The organism is Streptococcus sp. HMSC071H03, from assembly GCF_001813035.1.
Classification (GTDB): Bacteria; Bacillota; Bacilli; order Lactobacillales; family Streptococcaceae; genus Streptococcus; species Streptococcus anginosus.
Window position 1 is genome coordinate 130457 of the sequence record NZ_KV811142.1, and the last position, 24104, is coordinate 154560.

The window sequence follows — 24104 nt, forward strand, 5'->3', positions numbered from 1 at the left end:
TCTTATCTAGTCTACTTTTACTACTTGAAGTTGAACTCCGCCCAACAACACTAGATATTTTTCTATTTTTTCAATACCATACGAACGACGAAGGGCTTCAGCGTAAAATGCTAATTGTGCCTGGTAGCGCCCCACTAATTCACTTGGATTTGTATATTGATCTGTCTTATAATCAAAGAGAACGATACGATCAGCCAGTAGGAGATAACCGTCCAAAATTCCACGGACCACAAAATCCTGTCCGCTCGCTTGATCTTGCTTTAACATAGCAAAAGGAGCTTCACGATAAACTTTATCTGCCTGCTTTAAGAGTAGTTGACCAAGCTCTGTCTCAAAGAAACTAGCTATCTTTTGCAAATCAATCTTCTTTTTGACAGTTTCTTCTGCCTGAACCTGAGCTAATGTTTCCTTTAAAATAGCTATTGTAGGCAGTTGATTTAAAGGAATACGCTGCATCAGTTCATGGACAGCACTACCGATTTGCGCTCCTGTAACAGGGGCTTTTTTAGCAAAGTCAGGTAGTTCAAAAGAAGTTTTTCCAATAAAATCTGGAGTTTTTTTCTCCATAATCTCAACACCGTCTGTATCCATGATCGGTTCATAAAATTTCTTGATTTGGCTCGGTGTCCGAACACTTGGCAAATGGATGGCTGCTCGATACTGAGTATTTAGCCTGTCCACATTTTCCAAAATATCCAAAGCCCTGCGAATATCCTCAGACTGGCGATTGTGCGCTAAGTTCTCCTCGACAATCCGTTCCTTCAGCTTTAACTGACCTATTTTCTCACTTGTTAAATCGCTATCCGTCACAAATTGTGTTGAAAAAGCTAAATCGTCTTTCTCAAAGACTGTCTGTAAAGCCCAAATCCAGTCTTGAAAACTTGTCATAGTTTGCCTAATGGAGGCTGCTAAACGACCATTTTCAGGAGCAGGGAAGGTCTTTTTCTCTAGGCTTTCTTGACGACCTTTGCCAACCAGATACAGCTTTCTTTCTGCCCGCGTCATAGCAACATAGAGCAGACGCATTTGCTCAGAAATACTTGCCAAATGAATCTCACGCTCATTTTGCACATAAGGAAGAGTATCAATAGACAAGCGAACATGATTAGGCGCTAACTCATCAGCAGCGTCTACCACTACGTCCGCGACATACTTGATGCCGACGCCATTTTGACGACTGAGAATCAAAGCAGAACTACTATCCTTACGATTGAAGACTTTATCCATATTAAGCAAAAAGACATATTTAAATTCCAAACCTTTGCTCTTATGAACTGTCACCAAGCGGACTGCATGCTTCGGAGCCGCAACGACGACACTCGCCAAGTCGTTCTGTGTTTCCAAGATTTTGTCAATCATCCCGATAAAACGCGACACCCCCTTAAAACTCATCTTTTCGTAGTCATTTGCTCGCAAAGTAAGAGCGTAGAGATTCGCTTGACGCCCTGCGCCATTTGGTAGGGCTCCTACATAGTCATAATAAAAGCGGTCTTGATAAATTTTCCAAAGCAAATCATAGAGCGAATTTATTTTTGCAAACTCTCGCCAATCCAGTAGTATTTCTTGAAACTGCTGGATTTTCTTTAAAAGAGGAGGTGTGATGAGTTCGGGATGTTGACCGTGTCCACTCAAAGCATTTTTCAACTTCTCATAAAGATTTTCTTGATGAATAATATAATTAGCTTCAGTCACCTTTTTTGCAAGGCCAAACGAGCCAATTCATCCTCAGTAAAGGTGAACATTGGTGACTTTAGAAGTGCCACCAAAGCATAATCATTGAGCGGATTGTTAATCGTACGCAGAGTATCCAACATCACCATGACTTCTACAGACTGAAGGTAATTGTCCTCGCCACCGTCGGAAACGACTGGGATACCGTATTTGGCAAACTCAGATAAAATCACATCGTTGCGCGTCCGCGAAGCCGTTAGCAATGTCATATCTTCAAATGGGACATTTTCCTCATTGTTCAGACGGATAATCTCTTTGATAACCAGCGCCACTTCTCCCGCAGAAATAGAAGAAACATCCTTGTCATTCTCCTCATTATTCGTCTCAAGCATTCCGTCATAAATGAGAAACTCCGTCTGATATTGTGGATTTGGCTCTTTCTTATCAGGATTTCCAGCTACTAGATAATGCGTTTCATTGTAATCAATTTCTCCCACTTCCTCATCCATGAGACGTTTGAAAACGTCATTCGTGGCTTCCAAGACTTCTACATGACTGCGGAAATTCTCTTTCAAAACAATCAATTTCCCTTGCTGGCTATCGTCTTGATAGGTTTTAAATTTCTCATTAAAAATCTGTGGATCAGCCTGACGAAAACGGTAAATAGATTGCTTAATATCCCCCACCATAAAGCGATTATGCCCATTTGATAACAGCTCCAGCATACGCTCCTGCGTATGGTTGGTATCCTGATACTCGTCCACCATGACTTCATGATATTTTGTCCGATAAAAGTGGCGCACATCAGGAAATTCTTCTAAAATCTGAATGGCAAAATGACTGATGTCTGCAAATTCAAACGCATTTTCTTCTTTTTCCGATTCAAATAACTTTCAACAAATGCTTTCATAAACCGTTGCAAGACAAGCAGGATTTCTCTTGCTTCCTCATGATAAGTTACTTGAAATTCAAAGCGATAAAATCGATCCGCTAAATTACGTAAAACTTGAATTTTTTCCTTACGTTTTTCATTATAAGTGCTGATAATTTCTTTTAATTCTTCTTTGCGTCCGCTGTTTGTCAAAGCTTTCCCATTGCTTGCACGTGAAATCTCTACAATTCTATCAAGTGCTGTGAGATAAGCTTCCTCAGAGGACTGCTCTTGTAAGCTTACCAGACAATCAAGCACGCTCTGCACATTCTCAAGGTATTTTGCTTTGGGAAATTCCTTGGCTTCATTCGCCAAATGATAATGGAAAAATTCTTCTAGGTCAAAAAGGGCTTCTTTTGTTTGTGCCAAAAGTTGCGCTTTTTCTTCTTGGAAATCTGCACGTTCATAGCCTTTCAAAAAATCTTTTTCCAACCATGCTATTGGACTACTAGTGGATTGCAAAAAAGCATAAATCTTATAAATCTGCTCTCGAAAACCAAGCAAATCTTTTCTTTGACCGGTAAAGTTTTTGACTAATTTTTTAAATAAAGCAGCCTGATCAGATTGATAGAATTCTTCAAAAACTTGCTCGAAAACTTCATTTTGCAGCAATAACTGCTCACTTGCGCTTTGTAAAATGCGAAAATTCGGCGCCAATTCTAGGAGATAACCATATTTATTTAGGACTTTTTGAGTGAAAGAGTCCATGGTACCAATGTCAGCATTTGGAATATCAGCTAATTGCTGTGCCAAATGCTGTTTGAGCTCCTCATCGCCTGTTGCCTTCAAAGCCTTGGATAACTCTTTCTCCAAGCGCTCTTTTAATTCACTGGCTGCTTTAACGGTAAAAGTCGAAATGAAGAGCTGGTCAATGCGAACTCCCCGCAGAATTTGGTCAATAATCCGCTGCACCATAACAAAGGTTTTTCCTGAGCCTGCAGAAGCAGATACAAGGATATTTTGACCGGAGGAGTAAATGGCTTCGATTTGCTCTGGTGTACGTTTTTGAGCTTTGTCAGACTGAGCTTCTCGTTCCTGCAAAGTATAGATTTCTTCCTGACTCAAAAATGGAATCTGTCTCATTTCTCTAACTCCTCCTTCATCTTTTCTATCCATGCTTGACGCTTCTTTTCACCTATCGGGTGACTATCTAACTTAACCAAATGGCGGGCGCTAGAGAGGTGAAGATTCGCTTCAAAACCCGTAATGGATTTGTATTGTTCCACAAAAGGCGCAATACTTCTACCATTTTCCGTATAAGGATTGATGTAAAAATGCCCTGCCAAAATCTGCTCAGCAGCACGGCGATACAAGAGTGCATTATAAGCCAACAATGTCTCCAATTCCTCTTGACTCAACAGATTCACTTTCTTTTTATCATACAAACCATTCAGCTGACGAGCCTGCTCAAACAAGAACAGACCTTTGTATTCTAGGTTCTTCATTGCTTCTTTGACAGCGTCGCCTTGCGACTTCGTCTTGGCTAAAGGCACAAGTGGATTGGTCATCTGCAGATACATAGCACCAAAAGCATGCGCTTCTTCATTCATCCACGACTCTTGTTTCAAAGCTGCTAGATAGGTAGGTAATTGAGAATTTAAGCCATTGAAAAATTTCTGAAAATCAAAATTCGTATCGCTTGATTTATAGTCAACAACGCCTAGACTGCCATCTATCTTCAAACGGTCAATCCGGTCAACTTTCCCTCGAATTTGAAGGTTGCGTCCGTCTGACAAGATTAGAACATTTGTTTCTTCTTGACCGAAAACAGCTTCTTCTTGAATGGTTTCTACCAATTCATTTCTCTCTAAAACCTGTCCTGTCGCACGCGCTGTGTCCAGCAAGACTTCGTGAGCAAACAAGGCTTCTGCATTTTCTGTATAAAGAGTTTTAAATTCTGCCTCCTGACTGGTTTCTTGAATGGCTTTTTCTAGGCGATTATCAAATGGCTCACTAGACTGCTCTTGCATGACTTTTTCAAACACACGATGCAGAAAATTTCCATGGCTACGCGCATCTGGGTGAATCGTCATTTCTTCCTGCAAAGCCAAGACATACTTCAAAAAATAAGCATATTGATTGCGGTAGAATTCTGTCAAAGCTGAAGTCGACAGTAGAAATGCCTGATGAGGCGGATAAAGAGCTTGCAATGTCTGTGTTGACAAGGTTTCTGTTTCAAGGCTTGACGTTACATTAGGAATCGAAATACCTTCGCTTTCCAATTTTTTGCGCAGAACCCGCACAGCTACTGACCAAAAAGTCTGTTCTTTCTCCGTCAAAGAGCGCTCTTTATCAATATCACCTTGATTCAACTCAATAACCCTCGCCAGCAGAGCTCGATAAGTTCCAATATCATCACTCGTTGCCTGCGAACGCTTCACTTCAATCGGCAGCCCAATTGGTTGTTCATGCAATTCTAACAAATATGGAGAAATGTTGTTCTCTATTTCATTGACAATCTGAGGAGTGGAGAGCACCAACCTCTCCGTTGCAGCATTCAGAAGTGACAAAGCGACAAAACGATTTTTCTGGAGATTTTCCTGAGCAGCAATTCGCAACTCCGAATGCTCATCAGTCGCTTCATTTAATCGTAATCGGTCTTCATCTGACAAGAGGCTCTTGTTTTGCGCAATTTTTGGAAAATAGTCTTGGGTCAAACCAACAGCATAGACAAAAGGACTTGACAAAGGCTCGATTAAGTCATAAGACTGAATGGTCACGACATCTACTGTTGCTGGAATAGTCCGATAGTTGGATAACAGCATTCCTGACTGCACCAGAGTCAGAAAATCATCTAGCTTGACTTTGCTGGCTGAAAAGACACTGGCAAATTGTTCCAAAACATGACAAAAAGCTTTCCAAACTTCTTCTTGCCGTTCTTGATCTTGCGGATTCGTAAAATCTACTAAACCAGCAAAATTCTGAGAAAAAGAAATTGTTGTTAAAAATTGATGAAATTTTTGAAGCAGGCCTGTCGCTGTTTGACTGCGAGATTTAAAAAATTCCAAGAGAGGAGTGACTATATTTTTTCTTAATTGATTGATATGAACTAGATTAAATTTTCGTTGTTGATTATGAGTAAATTCTTTAGAAAACTTACTCATTCCTCTCACGTCTGCAAAACGGATATATTGCTCAAACAAGTCTAGTTCTTCTTGCTTTAAATGACCATAAAGACCTGTTTTTAAGAGATTGAGCAAATCTTCCGTTCGAAAATTGTAGTGTTTTAGGCGCACTAAAGCTTCAATAAATTGCACCAAAGGGTGATGGGCCATAGCCTCACTTCGTCCCAGATAAAAAGGGATTTGATACTGATCAAAAATCGTCTTTAACTGTAAATGATACGTTTCCACATCTCCCAAAAGAACGCGAATATCCTTATAACGAACTCCATCATGAACTAACTGACGAATGCTTTTTGCCACATATTCTAATTCTTCTTTTTGATTGACTGTTGACCAAATCTGCACATGCGATCGATCCTGCTCCGTTAACTTTAGGTCAACATCTGAGAAATCATACCGACTTTCTAACAGTTTTGAAATCTTTCCAAAAGCATCATCTGGCTGGCTTGCTGGTATATATTCAGGTTTCACTTCAAATTTACCTGCTAACTGTCGCAAGAAATCAACACTCGCCTGATAAAGATTGCCCTCTCGAAAACTTGCACGATACGCTTTTTCACTTGCATAAGCACCGATGATAATTTCCACACCCTTATTATGCAAAAGCTCGATCAAATAAGCTTCCTCAGCCGAAAAGCGCGTAAACCCATCAATAACCAAGACTAAATCCTGCAGCTCCTCATCCACATCACCTGCTATAATATGATGGGTAAAGGCCATGATATTTGAATCAGAAGTAAATTCACTCTGATTAAGCTGATACATCACTACTTGAAAAATCTTGATTAAATCTGCTTTTTTCTCTGCTTCTTCCAAATAGTCTAGGTCTGTATAACTCATCTGAGCGACTTGCAGTTCATGATAGAGCTCAACCAATTGCTGAATAAATTGTGCATCCGTCCGAATGCCACCATACAGCCTCAAATCATGCTCATTCATTTCTGAAAGCACTTTATAAAAGAGCATGCTAAGCCCAATATCATCTATGTTTTCTCCCTTTTGCACATCATTGAGGACAAAATAACGTGCCATCTGCGCAAAACGTGTCACTGTAATAGCAAAGGAAGCATGGTTTTCTAAAAGAGCCAAAACAGCTCTCTCCTTTTCAAATGAAAGAGAATTAGGTGCAATATAAAACACGCGCTTACCTTCCTGTGCCAAGCGTTCTGCTTCTTTCACCAAAATCTTCGTTAAGGGATTGCGAATATCTGTATAAAGTAATTTCATGAGCATCCTGTTTCTGTCAAAATATAGTTTAATTATATCATTTTTAAAGTTTTTCAACAGCGATTGACTGCATGCCTTTTCAAGAAAAATCCCCACAAGAATACTTGTGGAGAACTATTTTTAATGATAAGCTAAAGCTTTTTTGAAGCTCTTCCAAATGCCAATATCATCCGTCTGCAAAATCAAACTGGAGTAAATCCGACCGATATAAACTGTCATTCCTAAGGTAAAGACAAAGGCAATGGCAAATGAAATCCAAGCTTCTAGCCCATTTGCATAACCGTTAATCGCACGGAAGGGCATAAAGAAGGTCGAAATAAACGGAATATAAGAACCAACTTTCAACAAGATCGTGTCACCAGCATTTCCAAGAGCCGTCACTCCCAAAAATCCCAAAATAATCAGCATCACAACAGGCTGAACAGCTTTCCCAACGTCTTCAATTCTCGTCACCATTGAGCCTAAAAAGGCAGATAAGACCACAAACATAAAGACACTCAAGGTGATGAAAGCAATAGTATTAAAGGAAATTGCTTCTCCCAAATGCTTCATCAGATTTGGATTGGCGTTTAAGAATTCTTTTACAAAAGAAATCTGGTCTGAAAAAGCAAGCAACAGCACTGCACCGATTACATAAATGCTGACATGGGTCAAGATAACTGCAAAAATCCCTGCCATTCGACCATAGAAATATTCAGAAGCCTTGATACTGGAGAAAATAACCTCCATAATCTTGGTTCCTTTTTCGCTTGCAATTTCTTGAGCAGTTGAGCTTGTGTAAACAATGAGAATCATATAAAGTACAAGACCAATTGCTGTTGCGACAATCGTTTGAGTTGCCTTCTTCGCTTCTTTCTTCTCATCAATTTTTTCTTTGAAATCAATAGCTCTTGAAAGTAGCTTCACTTGATTAGCTGATAAATTAGCTTGGCTAATATTTGCAACCTGTTGCAACTGCATCAGTTTCTGTGTAATTTCAATTTTTGTAGCACTACTCATGCTCGTATCTGCAAAATAAGTTGCCTTGATTTGCCCCTTTTCTTCTGATACTAGCAAATATCCGCCAACATCGCCATCTTTTACAGCTTTCTTAGCTGCTGCTTTATTTTTATAATCGAAATCTAGATTCTTAGTATCTTTCAGAGCTTCCTTGACTTGAGGATTATCCACTACGACTGCAACACGGTTAGAATTACTACCTGACATGGAGGAAAGATAACCAACTCCCATACTCAGACCGATAAAAATGAAAGGCGAAATAACCATGAAGACAAAACTCCATGACTTGACATGACGAAGATAGGTTTCTTTGATAACAATTAAAGTCTGTTTCATACTTCCACCCCTGATTCTAACTTAAAGATTTCATCAATTGTTGGAGCTTGTTGGTCAAAAGTTTCAATATATTGTCCTTTAGTCAACAAGTCAAACAATTCCTTACCAGCTGCTTCGTCATCTAATATCAATCGCCATGTTCCTTGGTTGGTTAGATTGGCTTTACTTACGTGAGGAAGTTCTTCTAATTCAGTTTGAGACAGCGAGCTAGACACAAAGAGACGCGTTTTGCCGTACTGATTACGAACTTCCTGCACGCTGCCATCTAAAATAACTTTTCCATCACGAATCATAACAACATCATCACACAATTCTTCCACATTGGTCATCACATGGTCAGAGAAAATAATGGTTGCTCCTCGCTCTTTTTCCTCAATAATGACTTGTTTCAAAATCTCGGTATTTACAGGATCCAAACCACTAAATGGCTCGTCTAGGATAATCAAATTTGGCTCATGCAAAAGTGTGATAATCAACTGCACTTTTTGTTGATTCCCTTTGGACAAGCTCTTGATTTTATCAGTCACTTTTCCTTTGACTTGCAAGCGCTCCATCCACTGAGGCAATTTTTCTTTCACAACCGCATTTGGCACTCCCTTTAAATTTGCCAAATACCGCACTTGCTCATAAACGGTTAACTTAGGCATCAGACTTCGCTCTTCTGGCAAATAACCAATTTTCCGATAGGTCTCCTGAGAAATCGGTTGCTTATCAAATGTAATGTTTCCGCTGTATTCTAAAAAACGCAGAATACTGTGGAAAATCGTTGTTTTCCCAGCACCGTTCTTTCCGATCAGACCGAGGATTTGTCCTGATTCAGCCCTGAAATCAACACCAAATAGTACTTGTTTTTCCCCAAAACTTTTTTCTAACTTCTGAATTTCAAGCATCCTAAACCTCCTAAAATTCTAAGCTCACTATATGTATATATACAATCTCTATATTTAATAGTATAACATTTTGAAAGCGTATTTTCAAGTTTTTGTGTAAAATTTCCTTATTTTCTACAGCAAAAAGAGAGCCATCAACAATTGCCCACAGTGCGACTGCCTCTCACTCTCTTGCCTTGATTCTATTTGCGCTTTACTAAGCTTTAAAAGCATCCACTAATACTTGAAATTCTTCATTGGAGAGCGTAATCCCTTTCCCCATTTTTGTATGGTCAGGACTCCAACTACGAATATCATATTTAGCTGGCGCACCATTGAAACTCACTCGATTCAGCTCTTTCGTCCAGCCTTTATCATTTTCTGATAACACCAATAACTTTTCTTCTATCTCAAATTTGAATTCTGACATTTTTGTCTCCTTTTTCTTCTTTCTTGATTTATTCGTAAAAAATTTACTTTTTTAGCGAGTTTGTTATATAATATATTGTAACAAGTTATGGAGAATTTAGCTATGAAAAAATTTCTCGAAATGATTTTAGAGCGCGCAAGTGAATTTATCAATTATAAAAAGGATACACAAGAGATAGAGGAAGACAACGCCAATATTTTGCAGACGATTGAAACAGCTTTGCAAAAAAAATCAGGTGTGCATGTCATTTTTTCAGATAAAAGTTTTACTGGTGATATTGTCAAATATGACAAAGAGCGTCAGCAATTGATTGTTAAAAACTTCCAGAAAAGTATGTCAACGATTATTCGTATTTCAGATATTAAGCGGATTCGTCTGGTTCCAAATACTATCAGAGAAGCGCAAAAAAGAAATTCCAACCTCAACTAGGAGATTGGAATTTTTTTATTCAAATAAGCTGTAATAATCCGCGATTGTCATTTTCGCTTTCTCTTCTTGATGTAAGTCTTGGATAATTTGTCCGTCTTTCATGACAATCAAGCGATTGCCGTATTTAAGAGCATCTTCCATGTGGTGAGTAATCATGAGAGTAGTCAGTTGGTCTCTTTGGACAAAATCATCAGTCAACTCCATAAGGGCAACACTAGTTTTTGGATCCAGCGCTGCTGTATGTTCGTCCAGAAGAAGCAGTTCTGGGCGCTTGAGAGTCGCCATCAACAAACTCAAAGCCTGTCTCTGACCACCAGAAAGAAATTCAATTGGCGTATCCAAATGTTTTTCTAAACCATTGCCGATTTTGTCTATTGTTTCCTGAAATTCTTTGCGATAATGACTCAGACGACGTGGCACCAAACGACGTTTTTCACCACGAAATTTAGCAATCAATAGGTTTTCTGCCACCGTCATACGCGGAGCTGTTCCCATCTTTGGGTCTTGAAAAACGCGCGATAGATACTTAGCCCGTTTTTCTGGCGAATAACTGGTCACATTTTCACCTAGAATATGGATGCTGCCACTCGTCAATGGCAATGTTCCTGCGATGACATTGAAAAGCGTAGATTTCCCTGCCCCATTTCCACCTAAAATGGTAATGAAGTCATGCTCAAAAATATCCAGTGAAACATCATTCAAAATGACCTTTTCTTCCTCAATACCTGTGTTGACAATTTTTGTCGCGTTTTTTAATTCTACAATTGCTGTCATTTGCTTAACTTGACTCCTTTAAAGAATTTATTTTTGAAAGTCGGAATCATGAGACAAATTGCCAAGATAACCGCACTGTAAAGGCGAAGATAGCTGGTATTAAAGCCAAGCGCAATCACGCCCCAAATCAGAAATTGATAGAAAATAGATCCGACAACAATCGTCAATAGGCGTTCTGCTAATGTCAGGCTGGTAAAAAGCACCTCTCCAATAATGAGACTGGCAAGCCCCACAACGATGACACCAATCCCACGCGAGACATCCGCATAACCTTCCTGCTGGGCAATAAGGGCGCCAGCTAGGGCAATGACGCCATTAGACAGCACCAGACCCATTAACTCCATTCGTCCTGTGTGAATGCCAAAACTCCTTGCCATATCAGGATTATCACCCGTGGCAATGTAAGCTTGACCCAATTTTGTATCTAGAAAAAAAAGCAATGCTACAATTACCAAACTGACAAAAATCAATCCTGTCAGAAGATTGTTTAATTCGCCAGAAAACGGTAGAAAGTCCTGAATTTGCTTCGTTCCAAGAAGTCCAAGATTAGCCCGCCCCATTAACATAAGCATAATAGAATGGCAGGAAGTCATGACTAAAATTCCCGAAAGGAGAGTAGGAATTTTCCCCTTAGTATAGAGAAGCCCTGTTACCATGCCTGCCAGACAGCCTGCCAGAATAGCAACAGCAGTTGCCAGAAAAGGATTGATTCCCTTACTAATCAGCGTAACTGCTACTGCTCCGCCCAATGGAAAAGAGCCCTCTGTTGTCATATCAGGGAAGTTTAAAATGCGGAAAGTCATAAAAATCCCCAAACCCAAAATAGCCCAAACAAGTCCTTGTGAGACAATTGAAATAATCATACTGTTGTCCTAACTTTTAAAATATCGTTTCTTATAATCGGATTACTCAATGACTTGTCCTGCTTTTTTCAGAACATCATCTGGAATTGTTATTCCTAGCTGAGCAGCCACTTTTTTGTTCACAACTGATTTGCCAGTAGCAAAGATTTCAACAGCTGTGTCTGCTGGTTTAGCGCCCTTCAAAATTTTCGCCGTCATTTTTCCAGTCGCCACTCCAAGATCTTTTTGATCGACAACCACTGAACCCAGACCACCTTCTTCTACCATAGCTGTCGCACTTGGATAGATTGGTTTTTTAGCCGTTTGATTGCTGGAAACGACTGTTGAAAAAGCTGAAGCAATGGTGTTGTCAATTGGAATCCAAATGGCATCTACCTTTCCTGTCATCACATTCATGGTTGAAGCAATCTCATTGGTAGAAGGTACAGAATAAGGAAGCACTTTATAGCCTGCTTTTTCAGCCAAAGCTGTAAATTCTTCTACCTGCGTTTTTGAATTGTCTTCACTGCTTGAATAAAGGACGCCGATTGTTTTCACATTCGGTGTTAATTGTTTGATGAGCTCCAATTGCTGTTGAGCTGGGTTGTGGTCAGACACACCTGTAATGTTGCCTCCCGGCTTTTTCAAATCCTTTACTAAATTTGCCCCAACTGGATCAGTCACTGCTCCCATGACGATTGGCTTGTCTTTCGTTGCACTAGCCAAACCTTGAGCAGCAGGCGTTGCGATTCCAATCAGCACGTCATTGCCATTGGCAACTAATTGCTTGCTCATCGTTGCCACTTTACTTTGGTCACCTTCTGCATTCATAAAGTCAATTTTGATCTTCTTGCCTTTATAACCTTCTTGCGCCAATCCTTCTTGAATCCCTTTATAAATCAAATCAAGTGACGGATGACTGACATATTGCAGCACACCAACTTTTACTGTTTTGGTTGTATTGTTTGTCTTCGGTGCTTTCTCGCCATTTACACTAGAATAAATAATGCCTCCGACAACTAATACCACTAAAAGAGCAATCATTCCCATTAACCGTTTGTTTTTCATATCTGTTCTCCATTTCGTATTTTCTAATTTTTATTCGAGTAAAAGCCAGAGTCGCCATCGTTTCAACATATTTTTACCTCCATTAACGAGATTGAAATAATAAAAGAAAAACCCACACACAGTTCATCCTGTGTGAGGGCGTAAATCGCGGTGCCACCTCAATTATGGGAAAAATAATAGACTTCTCCCACATCTCTATCTTGTCTAACAACAAGTTGCACTGTAAGGTGTGCTCACCGAATTTTTATCGTTTCAAATTCAACTTCTATCCATTAGTCCAATTTCATAAAACGCTGCTGCTTGTTTTCACCAACCACAAGCTCTCTGCCAACAACTATTTTATTACTTTTCTAATTTGATATTATTTTAGATGTTTCTGAAACAAAAGTCAAGTATTTTGTCAAACTTTTCTGACAATAATTTTCCAACCTTTTCTTGCTATTTTTTGTTATAATTTTCTTTAGTATCATTCAAGGAGAGAAAAACATGTCCTTTGACGGATTTTTTTTACACCACATGACAGAGGAATTGCGGCAAGAGTTGCTATATGGTCGTATTCAAAAAATCAACCAACCTTTTGAGCAGGAATTAGTGCTGCAAATCCGCAGCAAGCGGCAAAATCACAAATTACTCTTATCCGCTCACCCTGTTTTTGGTCGCATTCAACTAACCAATACCAGCTTTGAAAATCCCGCAGTGCCTAATACATTCATTATGGTCATGCGGAAATACTTGCAAGGCGCCACGATTGAAAGCATTGAACAGATTGATAATGATCGAGTTTTAGAAATTTCTGTCTCCAACAAAAATGAAATTGGAGATAGCGTGGCAGCAACTCTAGTCATCGAAATCATGGGCAAACACAGCAATATCATCCTAATGGATAAGGCAAGCGGCAATATTATTGAAGCTATTAAACATGTTGGCTTTTCTCAAAATAGTTATCGCACGATTCTGCCGGGCTCAACCTATGTCACTCCACCTCAAACAGGCAGTCGCAATCCGTTTACGATTTCTGATGGAAAGTTATTTGAAATTCTCCAGACAGAGGATTTATCGGCTCGTTCTTTACAAAAGCTATTTCAAGGATTGGGGCGAGATACAGCAGCCGAACTCAGTCAGCGCTTAACAAGTGATAAGTTAAAATCTTTCGCGCCTTCTTCACTAGCTCCACTCAGGCAACCCTGACTAGCAAGTCATTTACCCCCATTCTCTTTGCGGATAGTCAGAAAGAATTTCCTAGTTTATCACAATTGTTAGATGCTTTCTATCAAGATAAGGCAGAGCGCGATCGCGTTAATCAACAAGCCAGCGAACTGATTCATCGAGTGGAGAATGAATTAGAAAAAATCGTAAAAAATTAACGAAACAAGAGCAAGAACTGGTCGCGACTGAAAATGCTGAAGAATTTCGCCAAAAAGGAGAACTCCTCACTACTTTTTTGCACCAAGTTCCAAACAATCAAGACCAAGTAGAACTGGACAATTACTACACAAGCGAGAAAATTACTATTGTGTTGGATAAAGCTTTGACCCCTAACCAAAATGCTCAGCGCTATTTTAAGAAATACCAAAAGCTGAAAGAAGCAGTCAAGCATTTAACGGGACTGATTGAAGAAACTAAAGAGACCATTCAATATTTGGAGAGCGTAGAAACAGCTTTGTCACAAGCTAATCTCACAGAAATTACAGAAATCCGAGAAGAATTGATTCAGACCGGTTTTATTCGCCGGCGTCAGCGTGAAAAGATCCAAAAACGAAAAAAACCTGAGAAATATTTGTCTACTGATGGACAGACAGTTATTCTGGTTGGACGAAACAATCTGCAAAATGATGAGCTGACCTTTAAAATGGCTAAAAAAGAGGAACTTTGGTTTCATGCCAAGGATATTCCCGGCAGTCACGTGGTCATCACAGGCAATCTGCAACCAAGTGATGAGGTCAAGACAGATGCTGCGGAATTGGCGGCATACTTTTCTAAGGCGAGATTGTCCAATCTTGTTCAGGTGGATATGATTGAAGTCAAAAAGCTCAATAAGCCAACCGGTGGCAAGCCCGGTTTTGTGACCTATACTGGACAAAAGACCCTGCGGGTCACTCCCGATGAAGCCAAAATCAAATCTATGAAAATGTAAAGGTGTCCGCTAATCGGCACCTTTTTCTGACGACTCTTCGTACGGCCGACCCTCAGACGAAGTGAACCACTTTTCTGGCAAGCTGTCCGACCCTCGGACGAAGCAAACCAGTTTTCAGGCAGGCTGTCCGACCCTCGGATGAAGTGAATCAGTTCTCAGGCAAACTATCTGACCCTCGGACGGAGTGAAGCAGTTCTTAGGCAGACTATCTGACCCTCGGACGGAGTGAACCACTTTTCTGACAATCTATCCGACCCTCAGACGGAGTGAACCAGTTCTTAGATAGGTCGTCGACGTGGGCGGCAGTTTAAACTAATTCCCATTCTCTCCGTCGATCGGGACGACAGACTAAAACAAGTCTTATTCTCTCCGTCGACCGGGGCGACAGGCTAACCCAAGTCTCATTCTCTCCATCGACCAAGGCGACAGCTTAAACCAATTCCTATCACTCCGTCGACCAGAACGACAGCTTAAACCAAGTCTCGTTCACTTCTTCGACCGGGGCGACAGACCTAAAAAAGGTTGGAAACTGAATTCCAACCTTTGTATTCTATTTCAGACTATTTAAGGTGTATGTAAGTCTCTTAAACCTACCCCGCCGCCTTTTATTCAGATTTCTCAATATCTTCTTTTAGCTCCGCCACATTCAATTTGGCAGCGAGAAACTCTTGGTCTTGAACAGGAAAACGCTGCTCCAATGCTGCAATCGTTCCGATTTCAACCTCTCCATTCTTCATGACAAAATCCATAACATGTCCGCCGAATTGGTGGTCATCAGATAGAAAATGAAGATGAAAACCGGCTACGCTGACACCGTGAAACAACTCTGGCGTCCAAAAGCCAACGATTGTTCCCGAAATGTGTTCTACATAGTACTCCGGCTGATGAGCGGCGATTTCTGCGAACTTCTTTCCCGGAGAGGTTTTTGGAGCCATGCGCACGTGCATGCTGCTAAATTCACCATGAATCTTAATTGAGTGAAAAAGATTTTCCCCGACACAGCTAGCTTCTATGCGCTTCTCCAGCGCTTCATCGCTCAGCTCAATGTCCTGACGAAAACGCACTTCTGCTCGGTGGAAAGCCACTGCAGCATAAGGAACCGTCATATCCATTGAAACTTCTATCACTTCAGGACTTGCTCCTATCCCCTTGGCTTGATAGGCCTTGCCGTCAAGCACAATCAGCTCTCCGTCAATAGAGTCTAAAGTACCAATCCCTAAATCGCCATGTTGAAGCAATTCTTCAATCGTCATCGTCCCCTTGTAAAGCCCTGCCATTAAAGCTCCCAAAGTATTGTAGTGAAATAATGTTACAAGCTCTGCCATTTCTCCTCCTAGACAATGTTTACTATCTTTCCTTGAAAAAGCGGGTCTCACATCCAGCCTTTTACTTTCTAATACTGAACTACACATCAACCGTACAAGAAAATGAGAAATTGAACTCTCTTGAAATAGTCTTGAGCCCTTCCCAGTTTCAATTTAATAAAACTCATCTGGCAGAATAGTTTCTCCCAGCATGCTGCTGTCCTTGTAATCAACTGGCACATCAATGATGACCGGTCCATTTTCCTTTAAAGCTTTTTGAAGCAGCTGTGTCAATTCTGCTGGAGAGGTTGCTCGGAAGCCTTTCGCCCCAAAACTCTCTGCATATTTAACAAAATCAACAGGTCCGAAGTCCACTCCAGATGAGCGACCGTATTTCATTTCTTCTTGGAATTCCACCATATTATAATGACCATCGTTCCAAATAAGATGAATAATTGGCAATTGCAGGCGAACCGCTGTCTCTAGCTCCTGAGCTGAAAAGAGGAAGCCGCCGTCGCCAGACACAGAAATGATCTTTGTGTTAGGACGAACCAAGGCTGCTGAGATTGCCCAAGGCAATGCCACGCCTAGCGTTTGCATCCCATTTGAAAAAAGCAAATGCCTTGGTTCATAGCTCTTGAAATAACGTGCCATCCAAATATAATGCGTACCCACATCTACTGTAACTGTCATATCATCTGTCGTATTTTCCTGCAAGACTTCGACAATATCCAGCGGGTGTAGGCGACCTTTTTCAGTTTGGCTGCGATCAAATTTCACATCACCGTCCATTTTATCTCGCAGCACTTGCAGATATTCCCGCGAGCCTTCTGGTAATTGATAGCCGTTAATCGCTGGCAGCAATAAATCCAAAGTATTTGCAATATCTCCAATCAGCTCCCGCTCCGGTTGGAAGTAAGTATCAATCTCTGCTGGCTCTACGTCAATCACAATGACGCGGGCAGAAATTTCAGCATTCCAGTTGCGTGCTTCATACTCAATCGGATCATAACCGATGGCGATGACTAGGTCAGATTTTTTCAGAAGCATGTCACCCGGCTGATTGCGAAACAGTCCGACACGCCCAAAGAACGTAGCTTCTTCCAATTCACGAGACACAATCCCAGCCCCTTGGAATGTTTCCACAACAGGCAACTGTACTTGCTCCAATAACTGACGAATAGAAGCCGTCACTTTGGCACTTGAAGCGCCATTTCCCAAGAGAAGAACCGGTAACACAGCATTTTTAATCGCTTGCGCTAGATAGTTAATGTCTGCCACAGAACTAGAACCCAGCTGCGGATCCGTCAGCGGTTTAATTGCTTTCACATGAACCTGACTATCCACCACATCCTGTGGAATGGAGATAAAACTTGCCCCCGGCATTCCTGATTTGGCATGACGATAAGCATTGGCGATAATTTCTGAAAGAGTATTGCCGTCTTGCACTTCGACTGAATACTTAGTAATCGGCTTAAATAGTGCAGCATTGTCCATAGACTGGTGAGCGCGTTTGAGAAGGTCAGAGCGTTTGACCTGACCAGCCAAAGCCAGCACTGGGTCGCCCTCTGCGGTCGCCGTAACCAAGCCCGTTGCTAAGTTTGAAGCACCTGGTCCACTCGTTGCAATCACGACACCCGGCTCTCCTGTAATCCGCCCAATTCCTTGCGCCATAAAAGCAGCATTTTGTTCATGACGAGCAACGATAAGTTGTGGGCCTTTGTCCTCTAAGGTATCAAACACACGGTCAATCTTTGCACCGGGAATCCCAAATACATAATCTACCTTGTGATTGATTAAACTATCCACAATCAAATCCGCACCAAATTTTTCAGTCATTTTCTTCGTCCTTCCTGAATATCACGCTCATCATTATATCATAATTCCCATGCGTCTTATAGGATTGTGCTTGTTACTCTTTTTACAAACTATCGTACAATTCCTGCATCTCCACATCATCTGGAACCAAGTGAAGATAATGCTCTGCTTGGTGTTTTGCTTCTTCAAAATCCCCCATTTCACGAAGTAGATAGATATATTGCTCTAAAAATTCTGGATTTTCCTTTAAATCCGAGAGCAACAGTCGATAGCGCTCCAAAGCTGCTGTTGTCTGTTCCAAAGCCTGATAGGCACGCGCAATATTCCATTTAGTCAGTACATTGTCTATGTCTTGCTCCTCAAATTTCAAAACTTCATCAAAACGCTCTTGCTCTAAGTAAAGATTAGACAAACGCAATACAATTTCTTCCAAGTCTTCCGCATTATCTTTTGCTTTCAAAAGGTAATCTTCTGCCTTTTGCTCATCATGAAGTTCATAAGAAAGCTGCGAAGCTAGCAACAAAAGACGCGTATCAAATGGATTTTTCGACAAACCCTGCTGCGTAAGGCGTAATGCTTCTTCTGTCTGATGTTCTGCATGAAGCGACAAAGCATAACCATACTCATAACCTTCAAATTCCGGTGAAATCGTATCAATTTGCTTAAAGTATAGATTAGCTTTTTGATATTCTTTCTGGTCATATAAAATAGTCGCTAATTCAAAGGCTACAGCATCATCGTATTCAATCTCTAAAGCTTTTTCCAAAAATTCAATCGCCACTTCAAATTTCCCCAAACTTGCATAGGAAACGCCAATCCGCTGATAAGTAGAAACACCCGTCTGCTCATAAATCAGGCGATTGTCTAAGCTAGCATACTCTTTAATAGCTTGATTGAAATGTCCCAATTCAAAATCTATTTCAGCCAAGCCAAAAGTCACTAACGGCTCGTCAGACAATTGCTTTGCCTCGGCTAATTTTTCCCTTGCAACATCTGGCAAGCCTTCCATTTGATAGAGATCAGCTTTGACTAAGAGTGCTGTCACATACCAGTCATTATCAGAAGTAATTTCTTCCAGATAAGCAAACGATTCTTCCACTTGTCCATCTTCACTAGCAATCTGTGCCAAACTAATATAAGCTTCTGGATAATGAGGAGCTAATTTTTCATAAATTCGCTTCGCTTGAGGGAAAAAGCCGATACTTTCTAAGTAGTCGGCTAATTCAAGTAATTCTTCCTCTGTATCATTTGTTAGAGCTCTTTCAAAATATTTATTGGCATGCGCCAAATCCTGCTTTTGCAAAGAAGCGATCATTTTCTCACTGTTGTTCAATTTCTTCTCCTGTTTCATCTACCAATTCTTCTTCATACAAGCCGCTGACTTTCTTATACCATTTAAAAATAGCAGCAATCACAACTTTTGCAGACGCATAAACGGGAATTCCCAGTAAAACGCCCCAGATACCAAACATAGATCCCGCTGTCAAAAGGACAAAAAGAACATTGATTGGATGAATGTTCAATTGGCTACCGAGAATTAATGGCGACACAAACCGCCCTTCAATCGTTTGCTCTACAATAAAGACCACAATGACTTTCAAGAGCATAATTGGTCCAGCAATTAAACCCAGAACAAGAGCCGGCAGCATAGCTAGAAAACTTCCCAAATAAGGAATCAAATTTAAAATCCCTGCCGTCACCCCAAGTGTCACTGCATAGCGAAGCCCGATTACTTTAAAGAAAATGATGAACATTATCGCTACGATAATAGCTACAGTTACTTGCCCACGAACGTAATTGGCAAGCTGCGTATTGACATCTGTCAAAATTTGTCCGACTGGTTCACGAAACTTAGTTGGCATGAATTTTGTCAAATAAGATTTTAAGTTTTTTCCATCTCGCAAAAGATAAAAAAGGATAAAAGGCATGATGATAATGGCTACAATCACTTGCGAAGCCGTACTAATCAATGTGCTTACCCAATTCACTGCTTTCGATGAAAAATTACTTGCCCAAGTCGTCACTTGAACTGAAAAATTATTCACAATCTCTTCTAATTGAGGCTTGACATCATCAGAAATTCGATTTTCCAAAAAATCCTGAATTATTTTATTCGACTTTTGCAAATTAGCTGGTAAATTCTTGGCAAAGCTGACAATCTGATGCTGCAAACTTGGAATTGCCACAGCCAATCCCCAAATCAAGAGCAAAGCAATTAAGATAAAGACAATCGTAATCGCGACCAAACGATTGATCTTATGTTTCTCCATAAAATCTACAATTGGATTTAAGAGATAATACAAAAGCCCTGCTAAAATCACCGGCAGCATGATAACTCCGATAAATTCTAGAACAGGAATAAAAATAAAACTAATTTTGCTTAATACAAAAATATTCAACCCCAACAATAAGGTCACCAAAAAAACAGTGATTGCCTTATTGTCTAAAAACCACCGAAAAAACCATGATAGGCTGAAATCCTTCTTTTTGTGTTCCATACAGACATCCTTTTCTTTATTTATCTCATTGTAGCATTTTTCACTAAAAAATTCTTGAAGAAAGGGTAGTCCTTTATGAATTTCCTTCTTGCGCCCGAGTCAAACACAAAAAGCGGTCATCCATTCAATTCATGAACGGATTCCCACTTTTAGCTTTCTTTATCTGAGAAAAAAATTGTAAATCGCATTCGTTTGTCATCAACAGCTTCAAAGCGATAGCGCAAATGATGATTTTCCAAAATCTGTTGCACGATAAAGAGTCCCAGACCTGTTCCACCATCTTTGCGGTTACGACTGTAATCCGGACGATAAAATGGCTGAAATATTTGCTGGATTTGCTGTTCATCCAACACATGTTCTGCATCATTTTCAATGATTAACTGACTGTCTTTAATCATTAAAAGAATCTCTCCGCCGGCTAAGGTATAATGGAAAGCATTATCTAGTAAATTTTTAATAGCTTTCAGCAAATAAGTCTTGTTGCCATGCACTTGAAGCTCTTCTAACTGTACAGTAAATTGATAGCCTTTCACATCAGCTAACATCTTATAGCTGCTCAAGTTTTCCTCCAAGAGCTGATTAAGTGAAAAGTCCTCTTCTTCAGCTTCTATTCGCATTTCAATCTTAGAAATTGCCAAGATAGACTGTACAAGTTTTGATTGCTCTTCCAAAATTTCACGACATTTATGCAGGTATTTATCTTTATCTTTGAAGTCACCAACACCGTAAATCATACCATCCACAATTCCCATCATGCTGGTAATCGGCGTTTTCAGCTCATGAGAAGTCATCCGTAGAAATTCTGCTTTCTCACGTTCACTTTCAGCAACTTTCTCATTTTCCAATCGCAGCGCTTCAATACTTGTCAAAAGATTGTTATACAGACTGTTAATATCTTGAGCGAGAGTGGAAATTTCATCTCGCCCTTTGACAGGACAAGCCACATCTGGAGAAAGAGTTGCCATTTTTCGCGTGCTCTCTGAAATATCTGTAATGCGTTTGGTTGCAAATCGACTATAAAGAAAAGCCACTATACCACCTAACGTTAACGAAAAGAATAAGATATAAGGATAAAGACTTAACAACACGTAAGTAGCATCCGATATTGGTTGGAGCGAATATTCCCCACGTAAGGTCAATGTGGTCCCTTCTGCCGTTCTTATCTTCTTGCTCATACTTTTAGTTTGATTATTCAAACTCATGTCAGAAGGTAAAATTGTTAATTGGAATTCTCCCTTTTCATTAGCTAAATCAATATGTGGATAAATAAGTTTTCCTTTCGCATCTAATATACTAAACCAGACGCGTGTATTCTTTCGATTGTAGTCACTTAAAAGCTTTCCTATATCATCTGACGGTTTTCCTTGAACTTGCTGAGCAATCTGAAAGAACTCACTTTTAGCTTCTCGATGCTTGACTTGCTCATAATAAACAGGCATCACAAAATAGAGTGTTGTTAAAACCGTTGTCACGACAATAAAAATTATTGTTCCTGTCAAAAGAAAATGCTTTTTAGCAATTCTCACTCTTCTTCTCCTCCAAGTTGATAGCCCATACCAGTAATGGTTTTAAGAGGAATTCCTGGAATTTTTTTGCGAATATTCTTCACATGATTGTCCAATACACGACTATCCAGTTCGCTATAACCCCAAATTGTATTCATCAATTGATCCCGAGTCACCAAATGATTTTTTCTTTTAGCTAAAGCTTGGATAATTTCATATTCTTTTTTAGTAGGAGACATTTTCTCTTCTTGCCAATAAACTGTACAATCGTCAATTGAAACACGTAAGTCTCCAACGACAATCTCTGATTCTGTCACAGTACTCCGGAAAATATTTTCAATGCGTTTCATCAAAATAAGTGGCGAAAATGGTTTGGTAACATAATCACTGATAAGGTGATTAAAGCTGACCAGCTGAGTATATTCATCATCTAGTGCAGTTAACATCATAACTGGTACCTGCGACGTCTTCCGGATTTCCTTCAACACATCCAAACCGCTCATAGAGGGCAACATAACGTCCAAAATGATGAGGTCAAACGATTTTTCCTCAAATTCACGTAGGGCTTCTGCCCCGTCAAAAACTGGTGTCACCTCATAATGATTTTCTTTCAAAAATTCACAAATCACTTGATTAATCGTAGTGTCATCTTCTACTACTAAAATCTTATGCATTTCTTACTCCTTAAAATATAGATATAAAATTAAATGACTGCTAATCAATGTAAAGATTACTTTTATTATACAACAAAATAGTGAACTTACAAAGATTGAACCGTGATGTAGGATAAAAACTTTCTTCCAAAAAACTAAACATTTTTCAGAAGTCAAACAGACAACCATAATTGTTAGCACAAACACCCACAAATCTATTTTTATTGTATCAAAGTTATCTGTTCCCATCCTATCTCGAATCTATTTTTTATCTATTTTTTCATTATAAAACTGACAGCAGCTTTCATTTGTGAAAACCATTTCATTTCTTTTTGTGTTATAATAAAAGTATCAAATATTTCGAGGTGAATGATGACACAAACAGTTTATTTTGGAACTTATACACGTCGTAGCTCAGAAGGAATTTACAAAGCTGATTTTGATACTAGCACAGGAGAACTGGCAAATTTAACACTTATTGTAAAAGAGCCAAATCCTACGTATTTAGCTTTTGACAAGCAGCATCACCTGTACTCTGTCGGAGCTGAATATGGGGAAGGAGGTATTGCAGCTTACAATAAAACATTCCAATTACTCAACCATGTTGTAGCTGAGGGAGCTCCTCTCTGCTATGTGAGTGTCGATGAAACAAGAAGTCTTGTCTACGGAGCAAACTATCATAAGGGGCAAGTCTTAGTTTATAGACGACAAGAAAATGGCAGCCTTAAATTAGTTGATTCTGATGTTCATATCGGCTACGGTCCTCATGAAAACCAAGCTGCTGCTCATGTGCATTTTGCAGATTTAACACCCGATAAGTATCTGGTTACGTGTGATTTAGGGACTGACGAAGTCATTACATATGACATTAGTGATTATGGTCGGTTAATCCGATTAGATACCTATCACGCGACATCTGGTGCTGGTCCACGTCATATCGTATTTCATCCTCATTACAAAATCGCTTATCTTATTTGTGAATTAAACTCTACCATTGAAGTTTTAATTTATGATGGTGATGGTCAATTTGAACGCCTACAAACTATTTCAACCTTACCAGAAGACTTTTCAGAATTTAATGGAACAGCTGCTATTCGTTTATCTACAGATGGTCGGTTCCTTTACGGTTCTAATCGTGGGCATAATTCAATTGCTGTTTACAAAGTGGTAGGAGACGGAACTCTTGAACTTGTAGAAATTGTTCCAACTAACGGAAAAAATCCACGAGATTTTAATATTACACCAGATCAACAGTATATTATTGCAGTTCATCAGGACTCAGACAATGCCACTGTCCTCAAACGCGACCCAGAAACAGGAAAACTAACAGAAATCTCACATGATTTCTTTGTCCCGGAAGGCGTTTGTGTTGCTTTTACTCATTAAAAAATAAGGGGATTACATACCTATTTACACAATTGCACAGTATAGTTGTCAAATTTACAAAAATCATGTTTTAAAAAACTACATATTGTGATTGGTGTAGACTGT

At 39.8% G+C, this 24104-nt stretch carries 15 protein-coding genes, 2 pseudogenes and 1 other annotated feature; of the genes and pseudogenes, 3 read left to right on the forward strand and 14 right to left on the reverse strand.

What is annotated here, in order from left to right; all coding sequences use genetic code 11:
* Positions 1 to 6 precede the first annotated feature (6 nt).
* From addA to HMPREF2887_RS01040, 5 genes and pseudogenes are all read right to left on the reverse strand, one after another.
* Positions 7 to 3685, reverse strand: a pseudogene (addA, locus tag HMPREF2887_RS01020) (helicase-exonuclease AddAB subunit AddA).
* Positions 3682 to 6954, reverse strand: coding sequence for an ATP-dependent nuclease subunit B (gene rexB / locus HMPREF2887_RS01025; RefSeq protein ID WP_057489606.1), 3273 nt, complete (start codon positions 6952 to 6954; stop codon positions 3682 to 3684). The pseudogene addA and the gene rexB overlap by 4 nt, the downstream one beginning before the upstream one ends.
* 120 nt (positions 6955 to 7074) lie before the next feature.
* Positions 7075 to 8289 carry an ABC transporter permease gene (locus HMPREF2887_RS01030; RefSeq protein ID WP_057489605.1) on the reverse strand — a complete coding sequence of 405 codons (1215 nt, stop codon included), beginning with the start codon at positions 8287 to 8289 and terminating at the stop codon, positions 7075 to 7077.
* The gene (locus HMPREF2887_RS01035; protein ID WP_057489604.1) at positions 8286 to 9179 is read right to left on the reverse strand and encodes an ABC transporter ATP-binding protein; all 894 of its coding nucleotides are present in this window, start codon (positions 9177 to 9179) and stop codon (positions 8286 to 8288) included. Before HMPREF2887_RS01035 ends, HMPREF2887_RS01030 begins: the two co-directional genes overlap by 4 nt.
* Before the next feature lie 196 nt (positions 9180 to 9375).
* On the reverse strand, positions 9376 to 9588 hold the full coding sequence (locus tag HMPREF2887_RS01040; protein WP_003025304.1) for a YdbC family protein: 213 nt from the start codon (positions 9586 to 9588) through the stop codon (positions 9376 to 9378).
* 87 nt (positions 9589 to 9675) lie between these two features.
* Between HMPREF2887_RS01040 and HMPREF2887_RS01045 the strand changes: the two genes are divergently transcribed.
* Positions 9676 to 10017, forward strand: a complete 342-nt coding sequence (locus HMPREF2887_RS01045; protein WP_057489603.1) for a hypothetical protein — start codon at positions 9676 to 9678, stop codon at positions 10015 to 10017.
* Between the two features lie 15 nt (positions 10018 to 10032).
* Here HMPREF2887_RS01045 and HMPREF2887_RS01050 read toward each other — a convergent pair whose 3' ends face one another.
* From HMPREF2887_RS01050 to trpX, 3 genes are read right to left on the reverse strand one after another with little or no spacing between them, the layout of a single operon-like run.
* On the reverse strand, positions 10033 to 10791 hold the full coding sequence (locus tag HMPREF2887_RS01050; protein WP_057489602.1) for an ABC transporter ATP-binding protein: 759 nt from the start codon (positions 10789 to 10791) through the stop codon (positions 10033 to 10035).
* Positions 10788 to 11654, reverse strand: a complete 867-nt coding sequence (locus HMPREF2887_RS01055) for an ABC transporter permease (protein WP_021001499.1) — start codon at positions 11652 to 11654, stop codon at positions 10788 to 10790. Before HMPREF2887_RS01055 ends, HMPREF2887_RS01050 begins: the two co-directional genes overlap by 4 nt.
* A gap of 42 nt (positions 11655 to 11696) precedes the next feature.
* Positions 11697 to 12701: a tryptophan ABC transporter substrate-binding protein gene (gene trpX, locus HMPREF2887_RS01060; protein WP_021001498.1), complete on the reverse strand. Its 1005-nt coding sequence runs from the start codon at positions 12699 to 12701 to the stop codon at positions 11697 to 11699.
* A gap of 131 nt (positions 12702 to 12832) precedes the next feature.
* Positions 12833 to 13069: a binding site (T-box leader), on the reverse strand.
* Positions 13070 to 13187: 118 nt separating this feature from the next.
* Here trpX and fbp62 point away from each other — a divergent pair.
* A pseudogene (gene fbp62, locus HMPREF2887_RS01065) lies at positions 13188 to 14835 on the forward strand (Rqc2 family fibronectin-binding protein Fbp62).
* A gap of 605 nt (positions 14836 to 15440) precedes the next feature.
* On the opposite strand, the gene budA reads toward fbp62, so the two are convergent.
* The 6 genes from budA to HMPREF2887_RS01095 all read right to left on the reverse strand — a co-directional run bounded on the left by budA (position 15441) and on the right by HMPREF2887_RS01095 (position 22634).
* The gene (gene budA, locus HMPREF2887_RS01070; protein WP_057489600.1) at positions 15441 to 16160 is read right to left on the reverse strand and encodes an acetolactate decarboxylase; all 720 of its coding nucleotides are present in this window, start codon (positions 16158 to 16160) and stop codon (positions 15441 to 15443) included.
* Between the two features lie 153 nt (positions 16161 to 16313).
* Entirely contained in the window at positions 16314 to 17978 is a 1665-nt protein-coding gene (gene alsS / locus HMPREF2887_RS01075) for an acetolactate synthase AlsS (protein WP_057489599.1), read from the reverse strand.
* 82 nt (positions 17979 to 18060) lie between these two features.
* Positions 18061 to 19290, reverse strand: a complete 1230-nt coding sequence (locus HMPREF2887_RS01080; protein WP_081026669.1) for a tetratricopeptide repeat protein — start codon at positions 19288 to 19290, stop codon at positions 18061 to 18063.
* The gene (locus tag HMPREF2887_RS01085; RefSeq protein WP_003025319.1) at positions 19277 to 20455 is read right to left on the reverse strand and encodes an AI-2E family transporter; all 1179 of its coding nucleotides are present in this window, start codon (positions 20453 to 20455) and stop codon (positions 19277 to 19279) included. Before HMPREF2887_RS01085 ends, HMPREF2887_RS01080 begins: the two co-directional genes overlap by 14 nt.
* 149 nt (positions 20456 to 20604) lie before the next feature.
* The gene (locus HMPREF2887_RS01090; protein WP_003025321.1) at positions 20605 to 21981 is read right to left on the reverse strand and encodes a sensor histidine kinase; all 1377 of its coding nucleotides are present in this window, start codon (positions 21979 to 21981) and stop codon (positions 20605 to 20607) included.
* Positions 21978 to 22634, reverse strand: coding sequence for a response regulator transcription factor (locus tag HMPREF2887_RS01095; protein ID WP_003025323.1), 657 nt, complete (start codon positions 22632 to 22634; stop codon positions 21978 to 21980). The genes HMPREF2887_RS01090 and HMPREF2887_RS01095 overlap by 4 nt, the downstream gene beginning before the upstream one ends.
* Before the next feature lie 351 nt (positions 22635 to 22985).
* On the opposite strand from HMPREF2887_RS01095, the gene HMPREF2887_RS01105 reads away from it, so the two are divergent.
* The gene (locus tag HMPREF2887_RS01105) at positions 22986 to 23999 is read left to right on the forward strand and encodes a lactonase family protein (protein WP_041784004.1); all 1014 of its coding nucleotides are present in this window, start codon (positions 22986 to 22988) and stop codon (positions 23997 to 23999) included.
* Positions 24000 to 24104 lie beyond the last annotated feature (105 nt).